At 69.0% G+C, this 23,934-nt stretch carries 21 protein-coding genes; 10 read left to right on the top strand and 11 right to left on the bottom strand.

From position 1 onward, the window contains the following. Position 1: 1 nt before the first annotated feature. Positions 2–655: a Crp/Fnr family transcriptional regulator gene (locus JMV16_RS15380; RefSeq protein ID WP_201495160.1), complete on the bottom strand. Its 654-nt coding sequence runs from the start codon at positions 653–655 to the stop codon at positions 2–4. A gap of 62 nt (positions 656–717) precedes the next feature. Next, positions 718–1,470, bottom strand: coding sequence for a helix-turn-helix transcriptional regulator (locus JMV16_RS15375; protein WP_201495159.1), 753 nt, complete (start codon positions 1,468–1,470; stop codon positions 718–720). A 546-nt stretch (positions 1,471–2,016) separates the two neighbouring features. Here JMV16_RS15375 and JMV16_RS15370 point away from each other — a divergent pair. Further along, positions 2,017–2,712, top strand: coding sequence for a hypothetical protein (locus tag JMV16_RS15370; RefSeq protein WP_201495158.1), 696 nt, complete (start codon positions 2,017–2,019; stop codon positions 2,710–2,712). A gap of 69 nt (positions 2,713–2,781) precedes the next feature. Here JMV16_RS15370 and JMV16_RS15365 read toward each other — a convergent pair whose 3' ends face one another. The 5 genes from JMV16_RS15365 to dnaA form a co-directional block, all read right to left on the bottom strand. Beyond that, on the bottom strand, positions 2,782–5,883 hold the full coding sequence (locus JMV16_RS15365) for an ATP-binding protein (RefSeq protein ID WP_201495157.1): 3,102 nt from the start codon (positions 5,881–5,883) through the stop codon (positions 2,782–2,784). 236 nt (positions 5,884–6,119) lie between these two features. Then, positions 6,120–6,416: a hypothetical protein gene (locus JMV16_RS15360; protein ID WP_201495156.1), complete on the bottom strand. Its 297-nt coding sequence runs from the start codon at positions 6,414–6,416 to the stop codon at positions 6,120–6,122. Positions 6,417–6,429: 13 nt separating this feature from the next. Beyond that, a complete protein-coding gene (gene gyrB, locus JMV16_RS15355) occupies positions 6,430–8,919 on the bottom strand; it encodes a DNA topoisomerase (ATP-hydrolyzing) subunit B (RefSeq protein ID WP_236580545.1) in 2,490 nt (829 codons plus the stop codon). A gap of 171 nt (positions 8,920–9,090) precedes the next feature. Further along, positions 9,091–10,200 carry a DNA polymerase III subunit beta gene (gene dnaN / locus JMV16_RS15350; RefSeq protein WP_201495154.1) on the bottom strand — a complete coding sequence of 370 codons (1,110 nt, stop codon included), beginning with the start codon at positions 10,198–10,200 and terminating at the stop codon, positions 9,091–9,093. Positions 10,201–10,440: 240 nt separating this feature from the next. After that, entirely contained in the window at positions 10,441–11,889 is a 1,449-nt protein-coding gene (gene dnaA, locus JMV16_RS15345) for a chromosomal replication initiator protein DnaA (protein ID WP_201495153.1), read from the bottom strand. A gap of 359 nt (positions 11,890–12,248) precedes the next feature. Between dnaA and rpmH the strand changes: the two genes are divergently transcribed. The 5 genes from rpmH (at position 12,249) to mnmE (ending at position 16,478) form a co-directional block, all read left to right on the top strand. Beyond that, positions 12,249–12,383, top strand: coding sequence for a 50S ribosomal protein L34 (gene rpmH, locus JMV16_RS15340; RefSeq protein WP_201495152.1), 135 nt, complete (start codon positions 12,249–12,251; stop codon positions 12,381–12,383). 15 nt (positions 12,384–12,398) lie between these two features. Further along, entirely contained in the window at positions 12,399–12,863 is a 465-nt protein-coding gene (locus tag JMV16_RS15335) for a ribonuclease P protein component (protein WP_201495151.1), read from the top strand. A gap of 14 nt (positions 12,864–12,877) precedes the next feature. Next, positions 12,878–13,198, top strand: a complete 321-nt coding sequence (yidD, locus tag JMV16_RS15330; protein WP_201495229.1) for a membrane protein insertion efficiency factor YidD — start codon at positions 12,878–12,880, stop codon at positions 13,196–13,198. After that, positions 13,195–14,880: a membrane protein insertase YidC gene (yidC, locus tag JMV16_RS15325; protein ID WP_201495150.1), complete on the top strand. Its 1,686-nt coding sequence runs from the start codon at positions 13,195–13,197 to the stop codon at positions 14,878–14,880. Before yidD ends, yidC begins: the two co-directional genes overlap by 4 nt. Before the next feature lie 206 nt (positions 14,881–15,086). Continuing rightward, entirely contained in the window at positions 15,087–16,478 is a 1,392-nt protein-coding gene (mnmE, locus tag JMV16_RS15320) for a tRNA uridine-5-carboxymethylaminomethyl(34) synthesis GTPase MnmE (protein WP_201495149.1), read from the top strand. Between the two features lie 33 nt (positions 16,479–16,511). Here mnmE and JMV16_RS15315 read toward each other — a convergent pair whose 3' ends face one another. The 3 genes from JMV16_RS15315 to JMV16_RS15305 form a co-directional block, all read right to left on the bottom strand. Next, positions 16,512–17,306: a PEP-CTERM sorting domain-containing protein gene (locus JMV16_RS15315; RefSeq protein ID WP_201495148.1), complete on the bottom strand. Its 795-nt coding sequence runs from the start codon at positions 17,304–17,306 to the stop codon at positions 16,512–16,514. A gap of 162 nt (positions 17,307–17,468) precedes the next feature. Next, positions 17,469–18,026, bottom strand: a complete 558-nt coding sequence (locus JMV16_RS15310) for an adenine phosphoribosyltransferase (protein WP_201495147.1) — start codon at positions 18,024–18,026, stop codon at positions 17,469–17,471. A gap of 46 nt (positions 18,027–18,072) precedes the next feature. Then, entirely contained in the window at positions 18,073–20,073 is a 2,001-nt protein-coding gene (locus JMV16_RS15305; protein WP_201495146.1) for a cation:proton antiporter, read from the bottom strand. Positions 20,074–20,101: 28 nt separating this feature from the next. On the opposite strand from JMV16_RS15305, the gene JMV16_RS15300 reads away from it, so the two are divergent. From JMV16_RS15300 to JMV16_RS15285, 4 genes are read left to right on the top strand one after another with little or no spacing between them, the layout of a single operon-like run. Beyond that, a complete protein-coding gene (locus tag JMV16_RS15300; protein WP_201495145.1) occupies positions 20,102–21,100 on the top strand; it encodes an SIS domain-containing protein in 999 nt (332 codons plus the stop codon). Then, positions 21,100–21,672 carry a KdsC family phosphatase gene (locus JMV16_RS15295; RefSeq protein ID WP_201495144.1) on the top strand — a complete coding sequence of 191 codons (573 nt, stop codon included), beginning with the start codon at positions 21,100–21,102 and terminating at the stop codon, positions 21,670–21,672. Before JMV16_RS15300 ends, JMV16_RS15295 begins: the two co-directional genes overlap by 1 nt. Then, entirely contained in the window at positions 21,669–22,355 is a 687-nt protein-coding gene (gene lptC / locus JMV16_RS15290; protein WP_201495143.1) for an LPS export ABC transporter periplasmic protein LptC, read from the top strand. Before JMV16_RS15295 ends, lptC begins: the two co-directional genes overlap by 4 nt. Further along, positions 22,352–23,149: an SDR family oxidoreductase gene (locus JMV16_RS15285; RefSeq protein WP_236580531.1), complete on the top strand. Its 798-nt coding sequence runs from the start codon at positions 22,352–22,354 to the stop codon at positions 23,147–23,149. The genes lptC and JMV16_RS15285 overlap by 4 nt, the downstream gene beginning before the upstream one ends. A gap of 121 nt (positions 23,150–23,270) precedes the next feature. Here JMV16_RS15285 and JMV16_RS15280 read toward each other — a convergent pair whose 3' ends face one another. Next, a complete protein-coding gene (locus tag JMV16_RS15280; RefSeq protein WP_201495142.1) occupies positions 23,271–23,777 on the bottom strand; it encodes an RNA recognition motif domain-containing protein in 507 nt (168 codons plus the stop codon). Between the last annotated feature and the right edge of the window lie 157 nt (positions 23,778–23,934).

The following is a 23,934-nucleotide window of genomic DNA, read 5'->3' as shown; positions in this document are numbered from 1 at the left end:
ACTACCAGCGCGGCGGCAGCGGCTTGGGCAGGCGCAGGGCCGTGCCGTCGTCGACGAGGTGGCCGCCGGCCTGCAAGTCCTTCATCAGCCGGCCCACCATCTCGCGCGTGCAGCCGATCTGGTCGGCGATCTCGCGCTGGGTCTGGCGCGGCGCCACGAGGCGGCTGCCGTCGGGCTGGGCCACGGCCAGCGTGTCGAGCAGGAAGCGCAGCCGCACATAGACATCGTTCAGCGCCATCTGCTTGGCGCTGAGCGTGGCGGCGCGGGCGCGCCGTATCACCTTGGCCAGCAGCTCGAAGGCGAAGCGCGGGTGTTCGTCGAGATGGGCTTCCAAGGTGCGCCGCGTGATCACCGCGCAGACCGTGGCTTCCAGCGTCACCACGCTGGCCGAGCGCGGGCCGCCATCCAGCCCCATCTCGCCGACGTAATCGCCCGCGCCATAGGTGCCATAGGTGAAGCTGCGGTCGCTGGACGCGCAGCTGCCGTAGGCGCGCAGCCGGCCCTGCAACACGATGTAGAGCGTGGCGCCGACCTCGCCTTCCTGGATCAGCACCGCGCCCTTGGGGTAGCGGCAGATCTCGCCGCGGCGCGCCAGCGCGCGCACCGGCTCGCTCAGTTCGGGGGCGGCTAGCGGGTCGTACTGCGGCGCGGGCATCCGGCGATGCTAAACGCCGCTGTGCCTGCCGGGCCGGCCCGCTAACCGCAATGCGACACGGATCAGGCGCTGAGCCGCAGCCCGTCGTTGGCACCATCGCCGGCCGCGAAGCCCTGGCGCAGCGCCGGCACCATGGGCGGCAGCTGGGCCACCAGGCGCATCAGCGAGGTGATGTCGCTGGCGCCTATCTTGTGGCGGATGCTGCTGATCTGCGTGCGCACGGTGGCCATGCCGACGCGGTGCAGCGCGGCGATCGCGCCCGGGCCTATGCCGCTGCACAGGCCTTCGAGCACGCGCGTCTCGGCCGACGTGAGGCCGTGGCTGCGCGCAAAGCACTGCAGCGCCAGCTCTTCGCCCAGGCGGCGCCGGCCCAGCGACACCAGGGTGAGGGCGCTGCCTTCGACGGGCGCCAGCGGCACCACGGCCACGCTGCTGCGGGCCGTGCCCGTGCCGACGACGATGAGCCGGCGCAGGCCCCGCGCCGCCGCCTGCAGGGCCTGGCGCAGATGCGCTTCGTCGCGCGCATCGCGGGCCTGCAGGCGGTGGCCCTGCAGCTGCAGCGGATGGCTGGCATCGAGATCGCGGCGCGCCAGGTGGTTGGCGTGCAGTACCTCGGCCTCGTCGCCGACGAGCAGCATGCCGTGGCCGACTTCCTCGAGCATCAGCGTCAGCCAGTGCGCGGCCGGCAGCCCCGGCGCGGCGGCATCCCGGCGCCGTCTTTCGGGGCCGCTGTAAGTGCGGGCCGCGCTGGCGTCGAAAGGGGTTGAAGGGTGGGCCGCAGGGCTGGCGACCGGGACTTCGAGCATCGCATTCATCGCATTCCTCCACGCGGATCGCGCCGGCCAAGAGGGCGGGTTCACCGTGGAGCACAGACTAGGCAGTGCCGGCGCGGCCAGCGAGAGCAGGGCGCCCGCCGGGAGAGGGAAATATTTCCCTTGCGGGCCGCCGGCTTAGCTTGCGGCCCCCGCAGGCCTGGGCCGTGAGCGGCGTCGCCGCGGTGATATGTCCGACGGCCACTCGCCAGCAATGGCGGGGCCGGGGCCGGCATGAACGCTTCGGCCTCGAGTCCGGCCGGGCTGTTCATTCTTTGCGTTGGGTTCGGGCACCATTCTGGCCGGTCGCGCCCGGCAATTCTTCATTCAAGCTGCAGACGGCCGGGGGGCCGCCGCGTCGGGTCAGGCAGGGGCATGGGCTTCGGTTCCACTCCCGGCCGATTGGAACAATCGGTGTCCAGCGCAGTGGCCAGACACATTTCGATGCAACCCTTGGACGGCTCACCTCCTGCGGGCCCTAGCTTCAGCGTCAGACAAGCCGACGCCGCCGCTCCGTGCGCCCGGCCTTCAGAACCATCGAGGAAACCCATGTTTGCGGACACCACTCCCCTGACTGCCGCTCCGGATTTCGAGCGCACCGGCGTGCTCACGACGCTGAGCTTCGAGGACTGCGAGACGCCGACGCCGGCCCTGGACATCGAGCGGTCGACCCTCAGCCCTTCGCTGCTGCTGGACCTCAAGCGCTATGCGGCGGAGCCGGCCTCTGCCGACCTGCTGGCCGTGGTGGCCGCCAGCGTGCGCCACAACACGCCGCTGACGCTGGCGCTGGAACTGGATGGGCGGCCGCTGGAGCTCACGCTGCACCCGCGGCGGCAGCTGTACTACTGCGAGCTCGATCTGTGCGCGCAGCCCGACCAGGCCCTGGCAGGCCTGTGCGTCCGCCGCGTCGAGGCCGACGCCGAGGTCGGCAGCCTGTTCGAGGCCCGCCTGCACACCGGCTCGCTGCGGCCGCTGTTGTGGCACCTGGCGCTGCGCGGGTCGAACGCCGCCCTGCTGCCCGAGATCGCCGGGCCGGTGCGCTGCCGCGTCGCGCTGGGCACACCGCTCTTCGGACTGCCGGTGGACGGCACGACCAAGCGCCTGATCCAGCGCATGAAGGCCGCGCCGGTCTCGCTGGACGAACTGCTGGCCGACACCTTGCTGCGGCGCGCCGCGCTGCAACGCATCTGGAATGCGCTGTACCTGCAATCGGCGCTGATGGTGTCGCGCAGCTACTCGCAGTAGGCCTGTGCGCGCAGCCCCTCAGGGCGGCCCGCTTCCTCCGCGCAGTTCCCTGCCCACGTCGGGCAGCCCTCAGGCCCCCTCGGTGGCCACCGGCGCAAGCTCGCTCGAGGGCTTCTCCGGCGAGGTCCGGACTTCCGCCATCTCGATCGTGACGGTCGTGCCCCGGCCCGGTGTGGAGTCGATCGAGATCTTGCCCCCGTGGGTGCCGATGATTTCCTTGACGATGCTCATGCCCAGGCCGGTGCCGGGGATCTTGCCGGAAGTGTCGGCGCGGTAGAAACGCTCGAACACATGCGACACCTGCTCGGGCGACATGCCGATGCCCTGGTCGAGCACGGACAGCGTGACCCGGTTGCCCAACGGAGACTCAACCCTCGCGCACGACAGCCTCACGTCGCCGCCGTCGGGCGAGTACTTGTAGGCATTGGACAGGAGGTTGTTGAGCACCTGCTGCAGCTTCTTGCGGTCCGCCTTCACCCTCGAGCGCCAGGCCGGCACCTCGAAGTGCGGGGGCAGCCGCCCGGCAGGCTGGCGGTAGCTGGCAATCGCCTCGCGCGCAATCGTTCCGATATCCAGTTCCTCGAACACGAAGTCCGTGCCTCGCCGGGCTTCGATGCGCGCCAGGTCGAGCAGCTCGTTGATGATCGAGGCCATCAGCTCCGACTGGCGAAGGATGGTGTCCAGCATCTCGCGGCGCAGCTTCTCGCCGAAGTCTTCGCCTGAGGCGAGCAGTTCCGAGAATCCGTAGACGCTGGCCATCGGCGTTCGAAGTTCGTGCGCCGCCATCGAAAGGAATTCACTCTTGGTGCGGTCGACGTCGGTCTCGTGGGTGACGTCGCGAAAGTGGACGATGCTCGAGACGGAACCCACCATGCTGGCACGGCGGACCACCTCCAGCACCCGGCGCGCTGGTGTCGCCAGTTCGATCAATTCACGCGGCATCGCCTTGCCGTCCTGGCTGGCTGGCACCTCGGGCGACGGCGCAACGGCCGCCTGGTAGGAGGCCGTTGGGACGCAGCGCCTTTGCATGTCCACAATGAACCCGGCTTCGTCGATGCCGATGAGTTCGCTCTCCAGCAGGCCCGTCATCCGGTAGAAGGCCGGGCTGGCAAAGCGCACACGGCGGGTCTGGTCGAACAACACATAGCCATCCGGCGACAGCGAAAAGATGGTCGCGAGCTGCTCGTTGCGGTCCTGCAGGGCCAGCGCAGCACGCTTGGCCTGCGTGATGTCGATCCGGTTGCCGACGATGTAGCCGCTGGGGGTGCGGAACTCCACGATCATGAGCCAGCGCCCATCGTCGAGCTTCTGCTCGATCACTTCGCCGCGGGCGTTCTGGTGCTGGGCCACGCGCTCGGCAACCCATTCGTCGACGCGCCCGATCGCCGCGGCGTACTGGCCCCGTTCGGCGCCCTGGCGAACAATGTCCTCGAAAGTGGCCCCGGGCACGATCAGGTCGCGGCTGGTGCCATAGATCTGCAGGTAGTTCTCGTTGCACAGCACGAGTCTGTCGTTCTCGTCGTAGATCGTGAAGCCCTGGGCGATGCTGCGCACGGCTTCCTCCAGCAGCCGCTTGGCGCGTTCCGCGATCAGTCGCGCTTCCTCCAGGGACCGTGTCCGCTCGTTCACCAGGGTCTCGATGCGAACCGCACGGGCATGGGTTGCCAGCCACCACTGAACGAGCAGCGACAGCAGGCCCAGGCAACCAACCACCATGACCCAGCCTCGCCAGCCCCTGTGCGCGGCGAGGTAGGATGCCGTCGGCAGGGTCTCCAGGCGGTAGACACGCTGGGAGGCCTCGAGCTCGCGCACCAGCGCCGGCGCCGCGTCAGCGGCTCCGAAGCCGTCGTGCAGGACGCCACCGTGGCTGCCGACGTCGGTCAGGCGCGCCTGCAGTTGTCCGCGCAACGCAGCCACGTGGCCGTTGAGAAAATCTCCCATGCGCAAGACCACCACGATGGCACCGGCACCATTGGCGCCGCGGTCGACCCACTTGATCAACAGCTGGGCGGGCTCTCGGGTCGGCTGCTGCACCAGGATCAGCGGTGGTGAAGCCACCACCTGCCCACTTCTGCGGGCCGCCTGCGCAGTTTCCCGGCGCGCCATGCTGGACAGCAGGTCGTGTCCTAGCGCCGGGCGGTTGCCCTCCATCGGCTCCGCGTAGAAGACGGGCAGGTAGTGATCGCGCGGCAGGGCAGCGATTGGCCTCCCGGATGGATCACGTTCGCTGATGCCTGCCACGCCCTGGCTGGACAGCAGTTGCTGCCCGAAGCTGGCGCGCTGCCGGCCATCGATCAGGGGCGCCCATTCCACGGCCTGGACATGTCCCTTGAAGCGCGGCAACGCCACCCGCGCCAGGCGCGCGAACTCGACGCGGTCGACCGGATTCGCCCCCCCCATCACGGCCGCGGCCAGTTCCGCGAAGGACTGCAGTTCGCCCTGCTGGCGCAGGATCTCGTCGCCCAGGTGCTGCGACAGCAGCCGGAACTCCGCGAGGTTCTCGTCCCGTTCCCAGGCGTTGACCTGGCGCTCCAGGGCTCCGACGAACAGCAGGCCGCAGGCGAGCACAGCGACAACCCGCCAGCGAATCTCGCGCCAGCCCTCGCCGTAGTGGCCCGCGACGGCCAGGATGGGTGCCGTGAACAGCAGCACGCCGAGCGAGTAGCCCACCCACTGGGTCAGCCAGACGAAGGCGGCACCGACCGGCGCCAGTTGCCCGTGCGCGAGCAGCAGGACGGTGGACAGCGTGGCGCCGACCAGGCTGCAGATGACGGCCACCGCGGCGAACCGCGCCACATCGGCCCGGCCCTCGAGCCCGATGCGTCCACCCAGGATACGGCGAATGAGGTACGCGCCGATCAGGGCCTGCAGCGCCGACGCCAGCGCGAGGCCTGTCGCCACGATCACGCTGACATCGCCTGCCGGCGAGCGCGGGCCTATCGGAAGCAGCAGCAGCGCCAGCGCGCCCGCAACCAGCCAGGGCAGGGCACGCCGGCCCATCAGCAGGCAGGCGGCCAGGGCGATGCCGGCGGGCGGCCAGACGGCACTGGCAAACCCTTCGCCGGGGGGCAGCACCAGGGGCGTCAGCAACCCCGATCCGAGGTAGCAGAGGGCAAAGACGGCCCCCGTCGTCCAGTTCCGTCTCGCGTGGTCGGAAGGCAGCTTGCTCATCAGCTTCCCATGGGAAGCGCACTACCCCGTTGAAGGGTAAGGCCTCGATCAAGAGATGAATGCATGGTAGCCAGGCGCGGACCCTGCGCAAAGCCGGTTTCGTGCAATGCCACCGACGCGTCCCACGGGGGTTGGCGTTGCAAGGGGCGCCGACTCCGGGTCACCCGCGCGGCGCGATCGCCCAGCATCCCGCGGTCTGCGAACCCATTCTCGTGGCCAGGGCGGAATCGAGCACGTCAAGCACGCCGAACTCCGGATCGTTGGTGTTGCGCGGCACCGGGTGCAGCAAGGGGCAGCCTGTCGAGTCGATAAAGGCGGCGAAGTTCGGGCCGATGCGTCAAGGCAGCGCAGAACAGGGACAGGCGCTGCTCACGCGACAGGTCGCTGGCCAGCGCCAGCCTGCAGCAGAAGATGGCATTCATCATCGTATGAACCGCCAGGTAGGTGCGCTGGATATCGAGATGGATGCTGGCAAAGCTGGCGTCCGGATCGCTTTCGCAGGTCTCGATCTGTTCGGTGGTCAGGTTCTTCACCCGCCTCGAAAACCTACACGTCGATATTCGCCGCCCTCAACGCATTGCTTTCAATGAAATCGCGCCTGGGCTCGACTTCATCGCCCATCAGCATCATGAACACCTTGTCAGCCTCGATGGCGTCGTCGATCTGCACGCGCAGCAGGCGGCGCACGGTGGGGTCCATCGTGGTTTCCCACAGCTGCTCGGGGTTCATCTCGCCCAGGCCCTTGTAGCGCTGGCGGCCCACGGCGCTTTCGGCCTGCTGCATCAGCCAGGCCATGGCGGCGCGGAAGTCGGCAGCCTTCTGTTCCTTCATGCGCTCGCCCTCGCCGCGGCGCACGATGGCCTCATTGCCCAGCAGGCCCAGGAATGAAGTGCCGGCGCCGGCCAGCGCGGCGTAGTCGGCGCCGTGGACGAAGTCCTGCGTGATGACGCTGCTCTTGATGTTGCCGTGGTGGCGGCGGCTGATGCGCAGCAGGTGCTTGTCGGTGCGCGCATCGAGTTCGGCCGTGACCTGGGCGTCCTTGATCGCAGCCTGCAATGCCGCTGCGCTGGCCTCTGAGGTCTCGAGCGTGTCGAGGTTGAGGGTGAGGCCGCCGCCGATGGCGCGCAGCGCGTCCAGGTCCATCCAGTTGCTCAGGCGCTCGATCACGCCGCTGGCCAGCAGGTAGCTGCGCGCCAGGCTTTCGAGCGCGTTGCCTTCGATGGCCGGACGGCCACCGGCGGTGGCACCGTCGGGCAGCACCGCCGCGCCATCGAGCGCCACCTTCAGCAGGTAGGCATCGAGCTCGTGGCCGTCCTTGAGGTACTGCTCCTGCTTGCCGAGCTTGACCTTGTACAGCGGCGGCTGCGCGATGTAGATGTGGCCGCGTTCCACCAGGGCCGGCATCTGGCGGTAGAAGAAGGTCAGCAGCAGGGTGCGGATGTGGGCGCCGTCCACGTCGGCGTCGGTCATGATGATGATGCGGTGGTAGCGCAGCTTGTCGACGTTGAAGTCGTCGGCGCCGATGCCGGTGCCCAAGGCGGTGATCAGCGTGACGATGCTGTCGCTGGTGAGCAAGCGTTCGTAGCGCGCCTTCTCGACGTTGAGGATCTTGCCGCGCAGCGGCAGAATCGCCTGGAACTTGCGGTCACGCCCCTGCTTGGCGCTGCCGCCGGCGCTGTCGCCCTCGACGATGTAGATCTCGCACAGCGCCGGGTCTTTCTCCTGGCAGTCGGCCAGCTTGCCGGGCAGGCCCAGGCCGTCGAGCACGCCCTTGCGGCGCGTCATCTCGCGCGCCTTGCGCGCGGCCTCGCGGGCACGCGCGGCGTCGACGATCTTGCTGCAGATGATCTTGGCGTCGTTCGGGTTCTCCTGCAGCCAGTCGTGCAGCAGCTTGCTGACGATGTCTTCCACCGGGCCGCGCACTTCGCTGCTCACCAGCTTGTCCTTGGTCTGGCTGCTGAACTTGGGCTCGGGCACCTTGACGCTGACCACGCAGGCCAGGCCTTCGCGCATGTCGTCGCCGGCGATCTCGACCTTGGCCTTTTCGGCGATCTTGTTCTCGGCGATGTAGTTGTTGATGACGCGCGTCATCGCCGCGCGCAGGCCGGTGAGGTGGGTGCCGCCGTCGCGCTGCGGGATGTTGTTGGTGAAACAGAGCACGTTCTCGGCATAGCCGTCGTTCCACTGCATTGCGACCTCGACGCCGATGTTGGTCTGCTGGTCGCTCATCTTGTCGCCCATGGCGTGAAAGATGTTGGGGTGCAACACCTTCTTGCCCTGGTTGATGAAGCCGACGAAGCCGCGCACGCCGCCGGCAAAGGCGAAGTTGTCTTCCTTGCCGTTGCGCTCATCCACCAGGCGGATCTTCACGCCGTTGTTGAGGAAGCTGAGCTCGCGCAGACGCTTGGCCAGCACGTCGTAGTGAAAGTCGATCTGGCTGAAGATCTGCTCGTCGGGCAGGAAGTGAACCTCGGTGCCGCGCTTCTCGGTGTCGCCGGTAATGCGCATGGGGCTCGTCTCGACGCCGTCGCGAAGTTCGATCACGCGGGCTTGCGTGAAGCCGCGTTCGAACTCCAGCGCGTGTACCTTGCCCTCGCGCCGCACCACCAGGCGCAGCCACTTGCTCAGCGCGTTGACGCAGCTCACGCCCACGCCGTGCAGGCCACCCGAGACCTTGTAGCTGTTCTGGTTGAACTTGCCGCCGGCGTGCAGCTCGGTCAGTGCGATCTCGGCGGCCGAGCGCTTGGGCTCGTGCTTGTCGTCCATCTTCACGCCGGTGGGGATGCCGCGGCCGTTGTCGGTGACGCTGATGCTGTTGTCGCTGTGGATGGTGACGACGATGTCGTCGCAGTGGCCGGCCAGGGCCTCGTCGATGGAGTTGTCGACGACCTCGAAGACGAGGTGGTGCAGGCCGGTGCCGTCGCTGGTGTCGCCAATGTACATGCCGGGGCGCTTGCGCACCGCCTCCAGGCCTTCAAGGATCTGGATGCTGCCTTCGCCATAGGCGGCGCTGGCCTCGTTGCCGGTGCTGGCCATCTGGCCTTCGGCGCTGGGCACGGCGCGCTGGGTGACGCCGTCACCGGGCTGGGGGGTCTTGGGATCGCTCATCGGGGGGCTCTCGGGGGGTCGGGGCAGGCTTGTCGCGGCCCCATCAAAAACGCTGAAGCGGGCCGTGGCCCGCTGTGGCTGCTGGGCGTTGCCGCCGCGTCAAATCCTCATCGGCATCACCACGTACTTGAAGCCGGGCTGCTCGGGCAGGCTGAACAGGGCACTGGCACTGCTGTCCTGCAGTTCGAGCTTGACCATCTCGGTGTTGGCATTGGCCAGCACGTCGATGAGATAGGTGACGTTGAAGCCCATCTCGATGGCATCGCCCTCGTAGGCGATCTCGAGCTCTTCCTTGGCCTCTTCCTGCTCGGCATTGCTGCTGGCGATGCGCAGCAGGCCGGGCTCGATGTTGATGCGCACGCCCTTGAACTTCTCGCTCGTCAGGATGGCGGCGCGCTGCAGGCTGGCCAGCAGCGGCGCGCGGCCCAGCGTGACGGCGTTCTTGTGGTTGCGCGGGATGACGCGGTTGTAATCGGGGAACTTGCCCTCGACCAGCTTGGTGACGAACTCCATGCCGCTGAAGCTGAACTTGGCCTGGTTGTTGGCGAAGCGCATCTCGATGGCGGTGTCCTCGTCCTTGAGCAGGCGCTGCAGTTCGAGCACGGTCTTGCGCGGCAGGATGACTTCCTGCTTGCTGGGCATGTCGGCCTCGAGCTGGGCCTGGGCCAGGCCCAGCCGGTGGCCGTCGGTGGCCACCAGCGTGAGCGTCTTGCCCTCGGCGATGAAGAGGATGCCGTTGAGGTAATAGCGGATGTCGTGTACCGCCATCGCGAAATGCACCTGGTTCACCAATTCGCGCAGCGTCTTCTGCGGCACGCTGAAGGTGGGGCCGAAATCGACACTTTCGTTGACGAGCGGAAAGTCATCGGCCGGCAGTGTCTGCAGGCTGAAGCGGCTCTTGCCGCCGGTCAGCAGCAGCTTGTTCTGCGCCGCGCTGAGCGTCACCACCTGGTCGGCCGGCAGGCTCTTGAGGATGTCGATGAGCTTGCGCGCACCCACCGTGGTGCTGAGCTGGCCGGCGTCGCCACCGAGCTCGGCGCTGGTGCGCACCTGGATCTCGAGATCGCTGGTGGTGAACTCGACCGTGGGCCCGTTCTTGCGCAGCAGCACATTGGCCAGGATGGGCAGGGTGTGCCTGCGCTCGACGATGCCGGCCACCGATTGCAGGGCTTCGAGCAGCTGCGCCTGAGCGGCTTTCAGAACAATCATCTGTCTTCCTCTTTTTAAATGTGGTGGTAGCAGTAGAGGCCGGGTGAATCTGGGGACAAGGCTATTTTCGCCTTTTCCGTCAAGGGCTTAGACGGCGGCCAAGGCTGTGGGCTGCGGCCTCTTGGTCAGGTACGGCTTTGGGGACAAGGCGCGGCGCCGGCGGCGGCTTGTGGACAACAGCAGGCTTGTGCAGAAACTTTCCACAGGCTTTTCGAGGCGCGGCGCAGCGGGCAGCCGGCCTCAGGCTTTCAGGGTCTGTTCGAGCACATGAAGCTGCTGGTTGAGCTCGGGGTTGGTGGTGCGCTCGGCGCCGATCTTGCGCACCGCGTGCAGCACCGTCGTGTGGTCACGGCCACCGAAGAGCTCGCCAATCTCGGGCAGGCTCTTCTTGGTCATCTCCTTGGCCAGGTACATGGCGATCTGGCGCGGCCGCGCGATGCTGGCCGGGCGCTTCTTGCTGTACATGTCGGCGACCTTGATCTTGTAGAAGTCGGCCACCGTCTTCTGGATGTTCTCGACCCCGACCTGGCGGTTCTGGATGCTCAGCAGGTCTTTCAGCGCATCGCGGGCGAGCGCGATGTTGATGTCCTTGTGGCTGAAGCGGCTGTAGGCCAGCACCTTGCGCAGCGCGCCTTCCAGTTCACGCACATTGGCGCGCACGTTCTTGGCGATGAAGAAGGCCACGTCCTCGGGCATCTCGGTGGCCTCGGCCGCCGCCTTGCGCATCAGGATGGCCACGCGCATCTCCAGCTCGGGCGGCTCGATGGCCACCGTGAGGCCGGCGTCGAAGCGGCTGGTCAGGCGCTCGTCGATGTCCACCAGCCCCTTGGGGTAGGTGTCGCTGGTCATGATGATGTGCGCACGCTTGGTCAGCAGCGCCTCGAAGGCGTTGAAGAACTCCTCCTGCGTGCGGTCTTTGCCGGCGAAGAACTGCACGTCGTCGATCAGCAGCAGGTCCAGGCTGTGGTACTTGGCCTTGAGCTCGTCGAAGGTCTTGCGCTGGTAGTTCTTGACGACGTCGCTGATGAACTGCTCGGCGTGCAGGTAGAGCACACGGGCGTCGGGGCGGTCTTTGAGCAGCGCATTGCCCACCGCGTGTACCAAGTGGGTCTTGCCCAGGCCGACACCACCGTAGATGAAGAGCGGGTTGTACATGACACCCGGCGCGCCAGCCACGTGCAGCGCGGCGGTGCGCGCCATCTGGTTGGCGCGGCCGGCCACCAGGGTGTCGAAGGTCAGCGCCGGGTTGAGGCGGTGGGTGGTGACGATGGGCGCCGAGGCGCGCGGCGCCGGGCGGGCCGGGGCTGCGTCAGGCGCCCGCGCCTCGCCACCTTCGCCATCGGGACGGCTGCCCAGCGCATCGACGGCCAGGGTGGCCACGCTGGACGGCAGCGTGCGTCGCAGCGCCATCGCCGGGCTGGCCTCGGTGCGCGGCGCCACCGAGAGATCCAGCCGCACCGGCACTCCGGCCAGCTCGGCCAGCACGGCCTCGATGCGGCCGGCGTGCTGGGTGCGAATCCAGTCGAGCTTGAAGCGATTGGGCACGCGCACGCTCACCACCGGCATGCCGCCGTCGGCCGGGGCCACGGTGGCATCGGCTTGAAGCGGGCGGATCCAGGTGTTGAACTGCTGTTCAGGCAACTCGGTTGCGAGGCGCTCGCAAACGCTTTGCCACAAGTTGTGGCTCATTGTGGACATCTTCTTCTGGGAGCCGCCGAACCTGTACCCCTCACAGTCGGCGGACCGCAGTTATCCACAACTTCGGGCTGGCCGTCAAGCCCTGCGGGAAGCGCCGGCCTGTGGTGCAAGTGTTTGACCGCAAAGAGGTTTTTTGCTGTAATCGCGGGTTCCCCGGATTCGCGGCACGCCACAAGAAAACGGTCCAAACCACTGATACCTGCGGATACAAGCCGGGGGTCAGCACAGGATCAGTACCAGGCTTGTGGTGTTTCCTGCAGGCTGAGTCGCCCGCAGGGCGCATGCGCCAGGCCTTGCGAGGTCTCGCGCGCCCGTGTTTCCCCGCCTCCCCTTCGACGCCAGAGCCAGCCATGAAGCGTACCTACCAGCCCTCCAAGATCCGCCGCGCCCGCACCCACGGTTTCCTCGTCCGCATGAAGTCGCGCGGCGGCCGTGCCGTGCTCAACGCGCGCCGCGCCAAGGGCCGCAAGCGCCTGGGCGTCTGAGCCCCTGGGGCCGCGTTGACGCTGCCCGACCGCGCCACGCCCGGCCGGCTTGTGCACAAGGCCGACTTCGAGCGCCTGCTCGCCACCCGCTCGCGGATGCGGAGTGCTCACTTCGCCATCCACCATGTGGCTGGCGTGCCCGTGCCGCCGCCCCAGTGGGTGGCCAAGGCCGGCGGCGAAGAGTTATCCACAGGCGCTGCACCGATCTGTCCTCAGCCTGTGGATGACTCGCCCGGCGGGCTCTGGTTCGGCTGCGTCGTGCCCAAGCGCCATGCGCGCCGCGCGGTGACGCGCAACCTGCTCAAGCGCCAGATCCGCGGCGCCCTGCACCGCCACGCCGCGGCCTTGGCCGATGGCCTGTGGCTGGTGCGGCTGCGTGCGGGCTTCCCGACCACCGAGTTCATCTCGGCACGCTCCGCCGCCCTGGCGGCGGCGGCGGCGAGCGAACTCGACGGCCTGCTCGGCCGCGGCGGACGCTAGCCGCCATGAAGACAATGTGGGCGCGCCTGCAGGGGCTGCCTCGGCGTGTGCTGATGGCCGCCGTGCGCGGCTACCGCTTCTTCCTCAAGCCCTGGCTGGGCAATGCCTGTCGCTTCGAGCCCACTTGCTCGGCCTATGCGCTGCAGGCCTTGCAGCGCCATGGCGCCTTGGCCGGCAGCGCCCTCACCGGCTGGCGCCTGCTGCGTTGCCAGCCCTGGTGCGATGGCGGGTGCGATCCCGTGCCCGAGCGCCTTTCCAACCCCGCCGCGGGCCTTTTCACCCGCCTGTGCGCCAAGGCGCCCGACGCCCCACCGCCGACCCGGAACCTGCCATGACCGATATACGCCGCACCCTGCTGTGGGTGGTCTTCTCGATGTCGCTCGTCCTGATCTGGGACGCGTGGCAGAAGCACAACGGCCATGCCTCGATGTTCGGTCCCAACACCCGCCCGGTGGCGGCGGCCGGCGCGGCCTCGGGCGGCATGCCGGCGGCCTCGGCAACGGCAGGCGTGCCCGCGCCGGCCGCCGTGCCTGGCGCCACGGCTGCCGCGCCGGCCGCCGTGCCGGCGGCGGCGCCGCCCAGCGGCGAGCAGGTGACGCTGACCACCGATGTCGTCAAGGCCACCTTCGACAGCCTGGGCGGCTCGCTCGTGCGGCTGGAACTGCTGGCCCACCATGATCCGATCGACCCGACGCGCAACGTCGTGCTGCTCGAGCAAAGTCCCAAGCGCCTGTACGTGGCCCAGACCGGCCTCATCGCGGCCCAGGCCGGCGCGGCCCTGCCCAATCACCTGACGGCCATGAGTGTCGTGCCCGGCGAGCGCACGCTCACCGCCGGCGCCAACGAACTGAGCCTGCGCTTCGAGGCCACCGGCCCCGGCGGCCACAAGCTGGCCAAGATCTACACCTTCAAGCGCGGCAGCTACACGGTGGCGGTGCGCCACGAGTTCGTCAACGGGGGCAGCACTGCGCTCTCACCCCAGCTCTACCTGCAGCTGGCGCGCGACGGCAACCCGCCCGAGGGCGAGTCGAGCTTCTACTTCACGTTCACCGGCCCGGCCGTCTACACCGACGCCAACAAGTTCCACAAGGTCGACTTCAAGGACATCGCCAAGGGCAGTGCCAGCCACGACAAGAGCGCCGACAACGGCTGGGTGGCGATGGTGCAGCACTATTTCGCCAGCGCCTGGCTGGTGCCGACGACGGGCCTGCGCGAGTTCCGCACCGCCAAGGTGGCCGAGAACCACTACACCGTGGCCATGGTGCTGCCGCTGGGCGAAGTGGCGCCGGGCGCCACCAAGGCGCTGGACGCGACGCTCTTTGCCGGCCCGCAGGAGGAAGACAAGCTCGCTGCGCTGGCGCCGGGTCTGGATCTCGTCAAGGACTACGGCTGGCTGACCGTGCTGTCCAAGCCGCTGTTCTGGTTGCTGACCCAGTTGCACGGGCTGCTGGCCAACTGGGGCTGGGCCATCGTGGCCCTGGTGGTGGTGCTGAAGATCGCCTTCTACTGGCTCAATGCCAGCGCCTACCGCAGCATGGCCAAGATGAAGGCGGTGGCGCCCCGCGTCGCCGACCTGAAGGAGCGCTACAAGGACAAGCCGCAGGAAATGCAGCAGGAGATGATGCGCATCTACCGCGAGGAGAAGGTCAACCCCATCGGCGGCTGCCTGCCCATCTTCGTGCAGATGCCTTTCTTCATCGCGCTGTACTGGGTGCTGCTGTCCAGCGTGGAGATGCGCAACGCACCCTGGATCCTGTGGATCACCGACCTCTCGGCCAAGGACCCCTGGTACATCCTGCCGACGCTGATGACGCTGTCGTCGCTGTTCCAGGTCTGGCTCAACCCGACGCCGCCCGATCCGGTGCAGGCCAAGATGATGTGGATCATGCCGCTGGCCTTCGGCTTCATGTTCTTCTTCTTCCCGGCCGGCCTGGTGCTGTACTGGCTGACCAACAACATCCTCTCGATCGCCCAGCAGTGGTTCATCAACAAGCAGCTGGGCGTGCTGGGCAAGTAGCGTGCAGAGATCACGCCGTGGCGGCGGGCTTCCCCTGAGCGGGGGTTGAAGCCACCGCCCGCGGTGCCGACCATCGGTTCATGCGGGCGACCCGGTCTTCAAAGAGGCCGGCTCAGGAGACCGGGCAGGAGATCCACGCGGCCCTCCTCCCTCTCCAGCCCGCGCCACACCCGCCGTCGGCGGCGCGCCAGAATCGAACACCCCCGATGCGCGCCGCCGCCCTTTCCGATCCCATCGTCGCCATCGCCTCGGCCCCCGGCCGTGGCGCGGTGGGCATCGTGCGTGCCTCGGGGCCCGACCTGGCGCCGCTGATCGCCGCCATCTGTGGCCGCCCGCTGGCGCCGCGCATGGCCACGCTGCTGCCTTTTATCGGGTCGGGGGCGGGTGCCGATGGCGCGCCGCTCGACCGCGGCCTGGCGATCCACTTTCCGGCCCCGCATTCCTACACCGGCGAAGACGTGCTCGAGTTGCAGGCCCACGGCGGCCCGGTGCTGCTGCAGCTGCTGCTGGCGCGCTGCCTGGAGGCTGGCGCTGCCATCGGCCTGCGCCTGGCAAGGCCGGGCGAGTTCACCGAGCGCGCTTTCCTCAACGACAAGATGGACCTCGCCCAGGCCGAGGCGGTGGCCGATCTCATCGCTGCCAGCACCGAGGCCGCGGCGCGTTCGGCCGCGCGTTCGTTGAGCGGCGAGTTCTCGCAGCAGGTTGGGCAGATTGCCGAGCACACCGTGCGCTTGCGCATGCTGGTCGAGGCGACGCTGGACTTTCCCGAGGAGGAGATCGACTTTCTCGAGAAGGCCGGTGCGCGCGCCCAGCTCGACGGCATCGAGCACGCCGTGGCCGCGGCGCTGGCGCGTGCGCGCCAGGGCGCGCTGCTGCGCGAGGGAATGCAGGTGGTGATCGCCGGCCAGCCCAATGTCGGCAAGAGCTCGCTGCTCAATGCCCTGGCCGGTGCCGAGCTGGCCATCGTCACGCCCATCCCCGGTACCACGCGGGACAAGGTCAGCGAGACGATACAGATCGAAGGCGTGCCGTTGCATGTGGTCGACACCGCCGGCCTGCGCCATGACCATGAGGCCGCCGACGCGGTGGAGCGCATTGGCATAGCACGCAGCTGGCAGGCCATTGGGCAGGCCGACGCCGTGCTCTTCCTGCACGACCTGGCTCGCCTGGGCGAGCCCGGCTACGACGAAGCCGACCGCGCCATCGCGGCGCGGCTGCCGGCGGCGCTGGCGCGCATCGAGGTCTACAACAAGGCCGATGTGGCCGGTGCCGCCGTGCCGCCGGCCGGCGGACTGGCGCTCTCGGCGCGCACCGGCGCCGGCATCGATGCGCTGCGCCAGGCCTTGCTGCGCCAGGCCGGCTGGCAGGCCGCTCCCGAAGGACTGCTGATTGCCCGCACCCGCCATGTGCAGGCGCTGCGCCGCACGCAGGAGCATCTGCGCCTGGCGCAACTGCACGCCGCCGCCCGCGACGCCGCGCTGGACCTGCTGGCCGAGGAACTGCGCCTGGCGCATCGCGCGCTGGGCGAGATCACCGGCGAGTTCAGCAGCGAAGACCTGCTGGGCGAGATCTTCGCTGGGTTTTGCATCGGCAAGTGACGCAGGTCGCTTGCCGAGCTGGCGCCAGTGGTTTCAGCCGGCGCGGCGGCGGCTGGAGGCGAGCATGCCCAGGCCGCTCAGTGCCACCAGCAGCAGCGTGCCGGGCTCGGGCACGGTGTGGGTCGAGCCCATGTTCAGCAGATTGGCGAAGAAGGTACGGTTGCCCGCGGCGATGCCGTTGTTGGCGAGGTTGCTGTCACCGGCAATCACCAGATGGCCGGCGCCGATGGCCTGGGAGGCGATGACGCGGTCGCTCAGGTTGCTTGCGAACAGCTCGGTCGTGCCACCGTTGACCCGGGAACCGCAGCCCCAGGAAAACGACGAGACCCCGGCCATCAGCGAGCCCGCCAGTTGGGCGCCGCTGGCCGTGACCAGGCCGCAACCGCCCTCGATCTGCGCTGCGGAGACGCTCATCGTCGAGCCCATGTTTGCCGCTGCCGCATTGACGGCGGCAATGGCCGCGGCAAAGCCATTGTTCTCGGCTGCCAGAAAGGCCGTGCCGCCGCCCGTGACGTAGGCCGTCAGCGCGCTGAGTTCGCCTGCCGAGTAGCTGTCGGTGCTGGCCATGGCTTCGCCGATGAACAGGTCCACACCCGCCAGCGCGGCAGCGGACAGTGGTGCTGCGTCGCCGATCACCGAGGAGGTGACGCCCGACAGGCTGTTGAAGTAGGCATTCAGGTCGGTCGTCAGCATGACCCCCGCCCCGGACTGGATCAGCACGACGGCGGCTTGCGCCGTTGGGGCCACGGTGGTGGCGACGAGTGCGGCGGCTGCCGCTACGGCACGCAACGGGCGCGCGGTGTGGGCGAGGGTGTCGAGCAGTCTCATGGGGGAGTTGTCCTTGTGCAAGCCAATGGGCCTGGGTTCGCCAAGCGAATACCACGCCACCGCGAGAAATCCTTGGCAGGACAGCGAGTTGGCGCATTGCTGGCGCGCCTGTGTGTGGGAATGTGTCAATCCGGCCGACAGGCCGGTCAGGCCGGTGGAGGCTCAGTGCCCCTCGAAATCCACCAGCGTGAACAGCGCCAGCCCGGCCGCGCGCAGCTTGTCCGAGCCGCCCAGCTCGGGCAGGTCGACGATGGCCGCGCCTTCGATGATGGTGGCGCCCATGCGTTCGAGCAGCTTCTTGCCGGCCATCATGGTGCCGCCGGTGGCGATGAGGTCGTCGATCAGCACCACGCGCGAGCCGGGGACTACGGCGTCGGTGTGCATCTCCACCGTGGCGCTGCCGTATTCCAACTCGTAGGTTTCTTCCACCGTCGCGAAGGGCAGTTTGCCCTTCTTGCGGATGGGCACGAAGCCCACGCCCAGCTCGTAGGCGAGCACGCTGCCGATGATGAAGCCGCGGGCGTCGAGCCCGGCCACGGCGTCGGGCCGGGTCTCGAAATAGCGGTGCACGAACTGGTCGATCAGCACGCGGAAGACGCGCGGATTGGCCAGCAGCGGCGTGATGTCGCGGAACTGCACGCCCGGCGCCGGCCAGTCGGGCACGGTGCGGATGTGGTCCTTGATGTATTGCGCGGGTGGGGTGCTGGGGTCGGCGGCCATGGCGTGATGATAGGCAGGCGCCGGCCACCCGCCTGGCGCCGACGCATCAGCCGCGCAGCAGCTTCTCTTCGGCCAGTGCCAGCGGCTCGGGCAGACCCGAGAGCACCAGGGTGTCGCCAGCGGCGAGCAGGTGCGAGGGGTCGGAGGCGACCACGCCGCCGCTGACGCGCCGCACCGAGACCACGCTCACGCCCACCGCGTGCAGGGCCTGGTCGTCCAGGGTCTGGCCGATGCAACGCGCCGCCTCGGGCACGGTGACGCTTTGCAGCCGTGCCTGGTCGAGCTCGTCGAAGGTGTCGTCGTCCGCGCCGTGGAAGTAGCCGCGCAGCAGGCTGTAACGGGCGTCGCGCGCATCGCGCGTGATGCGGATGACGCGCTTCATCGGCACGCCCACCAGGGCCAGCGCATGGCCGGCCAGCATCAGGCTGCCCTCGATGGCCTCGGGCACGACCTCGGTGGCGCCGGCGGCGCGCAGCTTCTCGATGTCGGCGTCGTCCAGCGTGCGCACGATCACCGGCACGCGCGGCGCATGGGCCTGCACCTGCGACAGGATCTTCAGCGCCGAGGCGGTGTCGTGGTAGGTCACCACCACCGCGGCGGCGCGCGCCAGGCCGGCGGCCATCAGGCTTTGCAGCCGCGCCGCGTCGCCGAAGACCACGCTTTGGCCGGCGGCGGCGGCCTGGCGCACGCGGTCGGGGTCGAGGTCCAGCGCCATGTAGGGGATGTGCTCGGGCGCCAGCAGCCGCGCCAGGTTCTGGCCACTGCGGCCATAGCCGCAGATGATGACGTGGCGCTCGGTGGCGATGGCGCGCTTGGCGATGGAGGTCAGCGCCACCGACTGCATCAGCCAGTCGCTGGCGCTGAGCTTGTTGACGATGTGGTTGCTGTAGTGGATGACGAAGGGCGTGGCCAGCATCGACAGCACCATGCTGGCCAGCACCGGGCTCATCCATTCGGGCGCCACCAGGCCGCGCTCGGCGCCCAGGGTCAGCAGCACGAAGCCGAATTCGCCCGCCTGCGCGAGATACAGGCCGGTGCGCAGTGCCACCCCCGGCGTGGCGTGGAAGGCCCGCGCCAGCGCCGCCACCAGCACCGCCTTGGCCAGCACCGGCGCGGTGGTCAGCACCAGCACCAGCGGCCATTGCGCCAGCACCGGGCGCCAGTCGAGTTTCATGCCGATGGTGATGAAGAACAGGCCCAGCAGCACATCGTGGAAGGGGCGGATGTCGGTCTCGACCTGGTGCTTGTATTCGGTTTCGGCCACCAGCATGCCGGCGACGAAGGCACCCAGCGCCAGCGACAGCCCGGCCAGCTCGGTGAGAAAGGCCAGGCCCAGTGTGATGAGCAGCAGGTTGAGGATGAACAGCTCCTCGCTCTTGCGCCGCGCCACCTGGGTGAGCCACCAGCGCATCACGCGCTGGCCGCCCACCAGCAGCAGGGCCAGCAGCGCCGCGGCCTTGAGCCCGGCCGCGCCCATGTCGATCATCAGTTCCTCGGCCGGCGAGCCCAGCGCCGGAATCAGCACCAAGAGCGGCACCACGGCCAAGTCCTGGAACAGCAGCACGCCCATCACGCGCTTGCCGTGCTCACTTTCCATCTCCAGCCGCTCGGCCATCAGCTTGACGACGATGGCCGTGGAGCTCATCGCGATGGCGCCGCCCAGCACCACCGCGCCCTGCCAGCCCATGCCCCAGGGCCGGCCGGTGAGGGCGTGGTAGCCCTGCATCAGCGCCCAGTGGCCGGCCAGGGTGCCGACGATGGTGAGCCCCACCTGGCTGAGACCGAGGCCGAAGACCAGGGTGCGCATGCTGCGCAGCTTGGGCAAGTTGAACTCTAGCCCGATCACGAACATCAGGAAGACGACGCCGAACTCGGCCAGGTATTTGACGCTGGCCGTGTCCTTGGCCAGGGCCAGCGCATTGGGGCCGATCAGCACGCCCACCACCAGATAGCCCAGCATGGGCGGCAGCCTGAGCGAGCGGCAGGCGACGACGCCGATGACCGCGGCCACCAGATACAGCAGGACGAGGGCGAGGGTGGAGGCCATGGATGCCTAGAATGTATCCAACCCCCGCATGCCGCCCGCCCTCCCACCCCAAGCTTTCGACGCCGCCCGTGCCTTGGCACTGGCGGCGCGCACTTTCGAGATCGAGGCGCGTGCGCTGCTGGCGTTGGCTGCGCGCCAGGACGCCGGCTTTGCGCGGGCGGTGCAGGTGATGCTCGAATGCCGCGGCCGCGTGGTCGTGATGGGCATGGGCAAGAGCGGCCATGTGGGCCGCAAGATTGCCGCCACGCTGGCCTCCACCGGCACGCCGGCCTTCTTCGTGCATCCGGCCGAGGCCAGCCACGGCGATCTCGGCATGCTGATGACGGGTGATGTGGTGCTGGCCATCAGCAACAGCGGCGAGAGCGACGAGCTGGCGGCCATCCTGCCGGCGCTGCGCCGCCTGGGCGTCACCCTGGTGGCGATGACCGGCCAGGCCGGCTCGACGCTGGCTCGCCATGCCGATTGGGTGGTGTCCAGTGCGGTCGAGGAAGAGGCCTGCCCGCTCAACTTGGCGCCCACCGCCAGCACGACGGCGCAAATGGCGCTGGGCGACGCGCTGGCCGTGGCCCTGCTCGATGCGCGCGGTTTCCGCGAGGAAGACTTCGCGCGCTCCCACCCCGGCGGCAGCCTGGGCCGCAAGCTGCTGATGCATGTGCGCGATCTGATGCGCAGCGGCGAGGCCGTGCCGCGCGTCGCGCCCGCGGCTCACTTTCACGAGCTGCTGCGCGAGATGACCGGCAAGGGCCTGGGCTTTGCCGCCGTCGCCGACGCCGCCGGCCGCGCCGTCGGCATCTTCACCGACGGCGACCTGCGCCGCCTGATCGAGCGCGGCGCCGATCTGCGCACGCTCTGCGCCGCCGACGTCATGCACAGCAGCCCGCGCCTGGTGCGCGAAGACGCGCTGGCGGTCGAGGCGGCCGAGGTGATGGAGCAGCACCGCATCACCAGCGTGCTGGTGATCGATGGCCAGGGTTTGCTGGTCGGCGCGCTCAATTCCAACGACCTGATGCGCGCCAAGGTGATCTGATGGCGGCGGCGCTGAGCTTCGCGCCCGAGTTGCTGCTGCGCGCCCAGGGTGCGGGCCTCGGCATCAAGGCGGCGATCTTCGACGTCGACGGCGTGCTCACCGACGGGCGCCTCTACATCGGCGAAGGGGGCGAGGTCTTCAAGGCCTTCCACACGCTGGACGGCCATGGCCTCAAGCTGCTGCAGGCCGGCGGCATCGCGCCCCTCATCATCACCGGCCGCGATTCGCCGGCCGTGCGGCGGCGAGTGGCCGATCTGGGCTTGGTGCACGCGGTCTACGGCGTGCACGACAAGCTGGCTGCGGCCGAGCCGCTGCTGGCTTCGCTGGGCCTGGCCTGGCCCGAGGTGGCGGTGATCGGCGACGACTGGCCCGACCTGCCTTTGCTGCTGCGTGCCGGCTTTGCCTGCGCGCCGCCCAACGCGCATGCCGAGGTGCTGGCCGTGGCCCACCACGTCACCGCGGCCGCCGGCGGGCTGGGCGCGGCGCGCGAGTTCTGCGACCTGCTGCTGATGGCCGCCGGCCGCTATGCCGGGCTGCTGGAGGCCCAGACCCGCACGCTGGACGGCCAGTGAGTGTCGAGCTCCACCTGCCCGATCTGCCCGAGGTGCCGATCTCACTGGGCCCGGTGCGTGGCGCCGGGCCGCGCGCCGACACGCCCTGGCATCTGCGCCTGCGCCACGCGCTCTCGTCGTACCTGCCGCTGTTGCTGATGGCCTTGCTGGCCCTGGCCACCTGGTGGCTGGCCAAGCATTCGCCGAGGCCGCCTGCACCGCCGGCCGAGCGCGGCGCCAGCGCCGACCCCGACTACACGATGACGCAGTTCGCCCTTGAGCGTTTCGACGCCGGTGGCCGGCTCAAGCTGCGCATCGAAGGCGCGCGCATGCGCCACTTTCCGGCCAGCGACCGCATCGAGATCGAGGGCGTGCAGATCCACGCCTACGCGCCGGACGGCCGCTCCACCCTGGCCAGCGCGCGCTATGCCGTGGGCACAGGTGACGGCAGCGAGATGCAGCTCAGCGGCGGCGCCCAGCTCATAGGCAGCAGCGCCCAGGGCGTGGATGTGGTGCTGCGCAGCGAGTTCCTCCACCTCTACCTGGCGGCCGAGCGCGTACACGGGCCGGTGCCGGTGCTGGTACACCAAGGTGCGAGCACGATGCAGGCCGAGGGCCTGGACTACGACCATGGCCGCCGCCTGCTCGAATTGAAGGGCCCGCTGCGCACGGTGCTGGCGCCGCCACGGGGCGCGGCACCTTGAGCGCACCCAGCACCACCGCAGGCCTGGCGCCGTTGGTCTTCATCACCGGCGCCTCAAGCGGCATCGGCCAGGCCCTGGCCGAGCGCTATGCCCGCGCCGGGTGGCGGCTGGCCCTGGTGGCGCGGCGCGCGACCGAGTTGCAGGCCTGGGTCGAGGCCCAGGGTTTGGATTGTGGGCGCGCGGCCGTCTACGGCGCCGACGTGGCGCAGATAGCCAGCATCGCCGGCGCCGGCGACGCCTGCCTCGCGCGCCAGGGCCTGCCCGATGTGGTGATCGCCTGCGCCGGCATCAGCGTCGGCATGGACAGCGCCGAGCGCGAGGATCTTGAGGTGCTGCGCGAGACCCTGCTCATCAACAATGTGGGCCTGGCTGCGACATTCCAGCCGTTTCTGCGCGCGATGCGCCAGCGCGGCTCGGGCACCCTGGTGGGCGTGGCCAGCGTGGCCGCCGTCCGCGGCCTGCCCGGCCACGGCGCCTACTGCGCCAGCAAAGCCGGCGTGGTGGCCTATTGCGAGAGCCTGCGTCTCGAATGCCGGCGCCATGGCCTGAAGGTGGTGACGCTGCTGCCGGGCTATATCGCCACACCGCTGACGGCACGCAACCCGTACTCCATGCCTTTTCTGATGCCGGTGGAGCGCTTTGCCGAGCAGGCCTATCAAGCCATTTCGGCCGGCAGCAGCCGGCGTGTCATTCCGTGGCAGATGGCCATCGTGGCCAAGTTGCTGCGCCTGCTGCCCGATCCGCTGTACGACCGCGTGATGGGCCGGCGCGGGCGCAAGCCGCGGCGCGGCTGAGGGCGGCCTGCCCGTCGCGGTCCCGCCCTACAGCGAGCTTCAACCGGGCATGAAAAAGGCGCCCGCGGGCGCCTTTGTCTGGTGGGCACTCTGGCAGAGTGCCCTTGCAGCTGGGAAGGTATCAGTAGCCGCCGCGGCTGCCACCGCCGCCGCTGCCGTAGCCGCCACCACCGCCGCTGCGGCCACCACCACCGCCGCCACCGCCGTAGGGGCTGCGGCCACCGCCGCCACCGCCACCGCCGTAGGGGCTGCGACCGCCACCACCGCCGCCGGCACCACCGCTGCCGCCGCCGCCGCCGTAGCCACCACCGCCGCCACCACCACCGTAGCCACCGCGGCTGCCACCACCGCCGCCGCCGCCGAAGCCGCCCGGCCGCTCTTCGCGAGGACGGGCCTCGTTGACGACGACGGCGCGGCCGTCGATGGCCTGTCCGTTCATGCCGTTGATGGCGGCTTGCGCCTCGGCGTCCGAGCCCATCTCGACGAAACCGAAGCCCTTGGAGCGGCCGGTTTCGCGGTCCATCATGACCTTGGCGGACGAGACGGTGCCGAATTGAGAGAAGGCCTGGAGCAGCGAGTCATCGCGTACCGAGTAAGCCAGATTACCGACGTAAAGTTTGTTTCCCACGGGGAGCCCTTAAAAGTACCAGTCGAACCATGCGGAGCTCAACCCTGCGTGAAACATTCAAGCTAAAGGTACGGCTGCCAGACACAGACTACCTATTATGTCTGTCGGCGTGGCGCGCCTGTAAAGGGGCTGACGCATAAATGTTGTTTTAGGGCCC

Origin of the sequence: Rubrivivax sp. A210, assembly GCF_904426505.1 — a bacterium.
Classification (GTDB): domain Bacteria; phylum Pseudomonadota; class Gammaproteobacteria; order Burkholderiales; family Burkholderiaceae_C; genus Rubrivivax.
Note: the sequence above shows the minus strand (reverse complement) of the source record. Positions and strands in the feature narration are given on the sequence as shown.

Coding starts and splice junctions, on each gene's coding strand:
- JMV16_RS15380 (WP_201495160.1), bottom strand. CDS start 655: ATGCCCGCGCCGCAGTACGACCCGCTAGCCGCCCCCGAACTGAGCGAG.
- JMV16_RS15375 (WP_201495159.1), bottom strand. CDS start 1,470: ATGAATGCGATGCTCGAAGTCCCGGTCGCCAGCCCTGCGGCCCACCCT.
- JMV16_RS15370 (WP_201495158.1), top strand. CDS start 2,017: ATGTTTGCGGACACCACTCCCCTGACTGCCGCTCCGGATTTCGAGCGC.
- JMV16_RS15365 (WP_201495157.1), bottom strand. CDS start 5,883: ATGAGCAAGCTGCCTTCCGACCACGCGAGACGGAACTGGACGACGGGG.
- gyrB (WP_236580545.1), bottom strand. CDS start 8,919: ATGGCCAGCACCGGCAACGAGGCCAGCGCCGCCTATGGCGAAGGCAGC.
- dnaN (WP_201495154.1), bottom strand. CDS start 10,200: ATGATTGTTCTGAAAGCCGCTCAGGCGCAGCTGCTCGAAGCCCTGCAA.
- dnaA (WP_201495153.1), bottom strand. CDS start 11,889: ATGAGCCACAACTTGTGGCAAAGCGTTTGCGAGCGCCTCGCAACCGAG.
- rpmH (WP_201495152.1), top strand. CDS start 12,249: ATGAAGCGTACCTACCAGCCCTCCAAGATCCGCCGCGCCCGCACCCAC.
- yidD (WP_201495229.1), top strand. CDS start 12,878: ATGTGGGCGCGCCTGCAGGGGCTGCCTCGGCGTGTGCTGATGGCCGCC.
- yidC (WP_201495150.1), top strand. CDS start 13,195: ATGACCGATATACGCCGCACCCTGCTGTGGGTGGTCTTCTCGATGTCG.
- mnmE (WP_201495149.1), top strand. CDS start 15,087: ATGCGCGCCGCCGCCCTTTCCGATCCCATCGTCGCCATCGCCTCGGCC.
- JMV16_RS15315 (WP_201495148.1), bottom strand. CDS start 17,306: ATGAGACTGCTCGACACCCTCGCCCACACCGCGCGCCCGTTGCGTGCC.
- JMV16_RS15310 (WP_201495147.1), bottom strand. CDS start 18,026: ATGGCCGCCGACCCCAGCACCCCACCCGCGCAATACATCAAGGACCAC.
- JMV16_RS15305 (WP_201495146.1), bottom strand. CDS start 20,073: ATGGCCTCCACCCTCGCCCTCGTCCTGCTGTATCTGGTGGCCGCGGTC.
- JMV16_RS15300 (WP_201495145.1), top strand. CDS start 20,102: ATGCCGCCCGCCCTCCCACCCCAAGCTTTCGACGCCGCCCGTGCCTTG.
- JMV16_RS15295 (WP_201495144.1), top strand. CDS start 21,100: ATGGCGGCGGCGCTGAGCTTCGCGCCCGAGTTGCTGCTGCGCGCCCAG.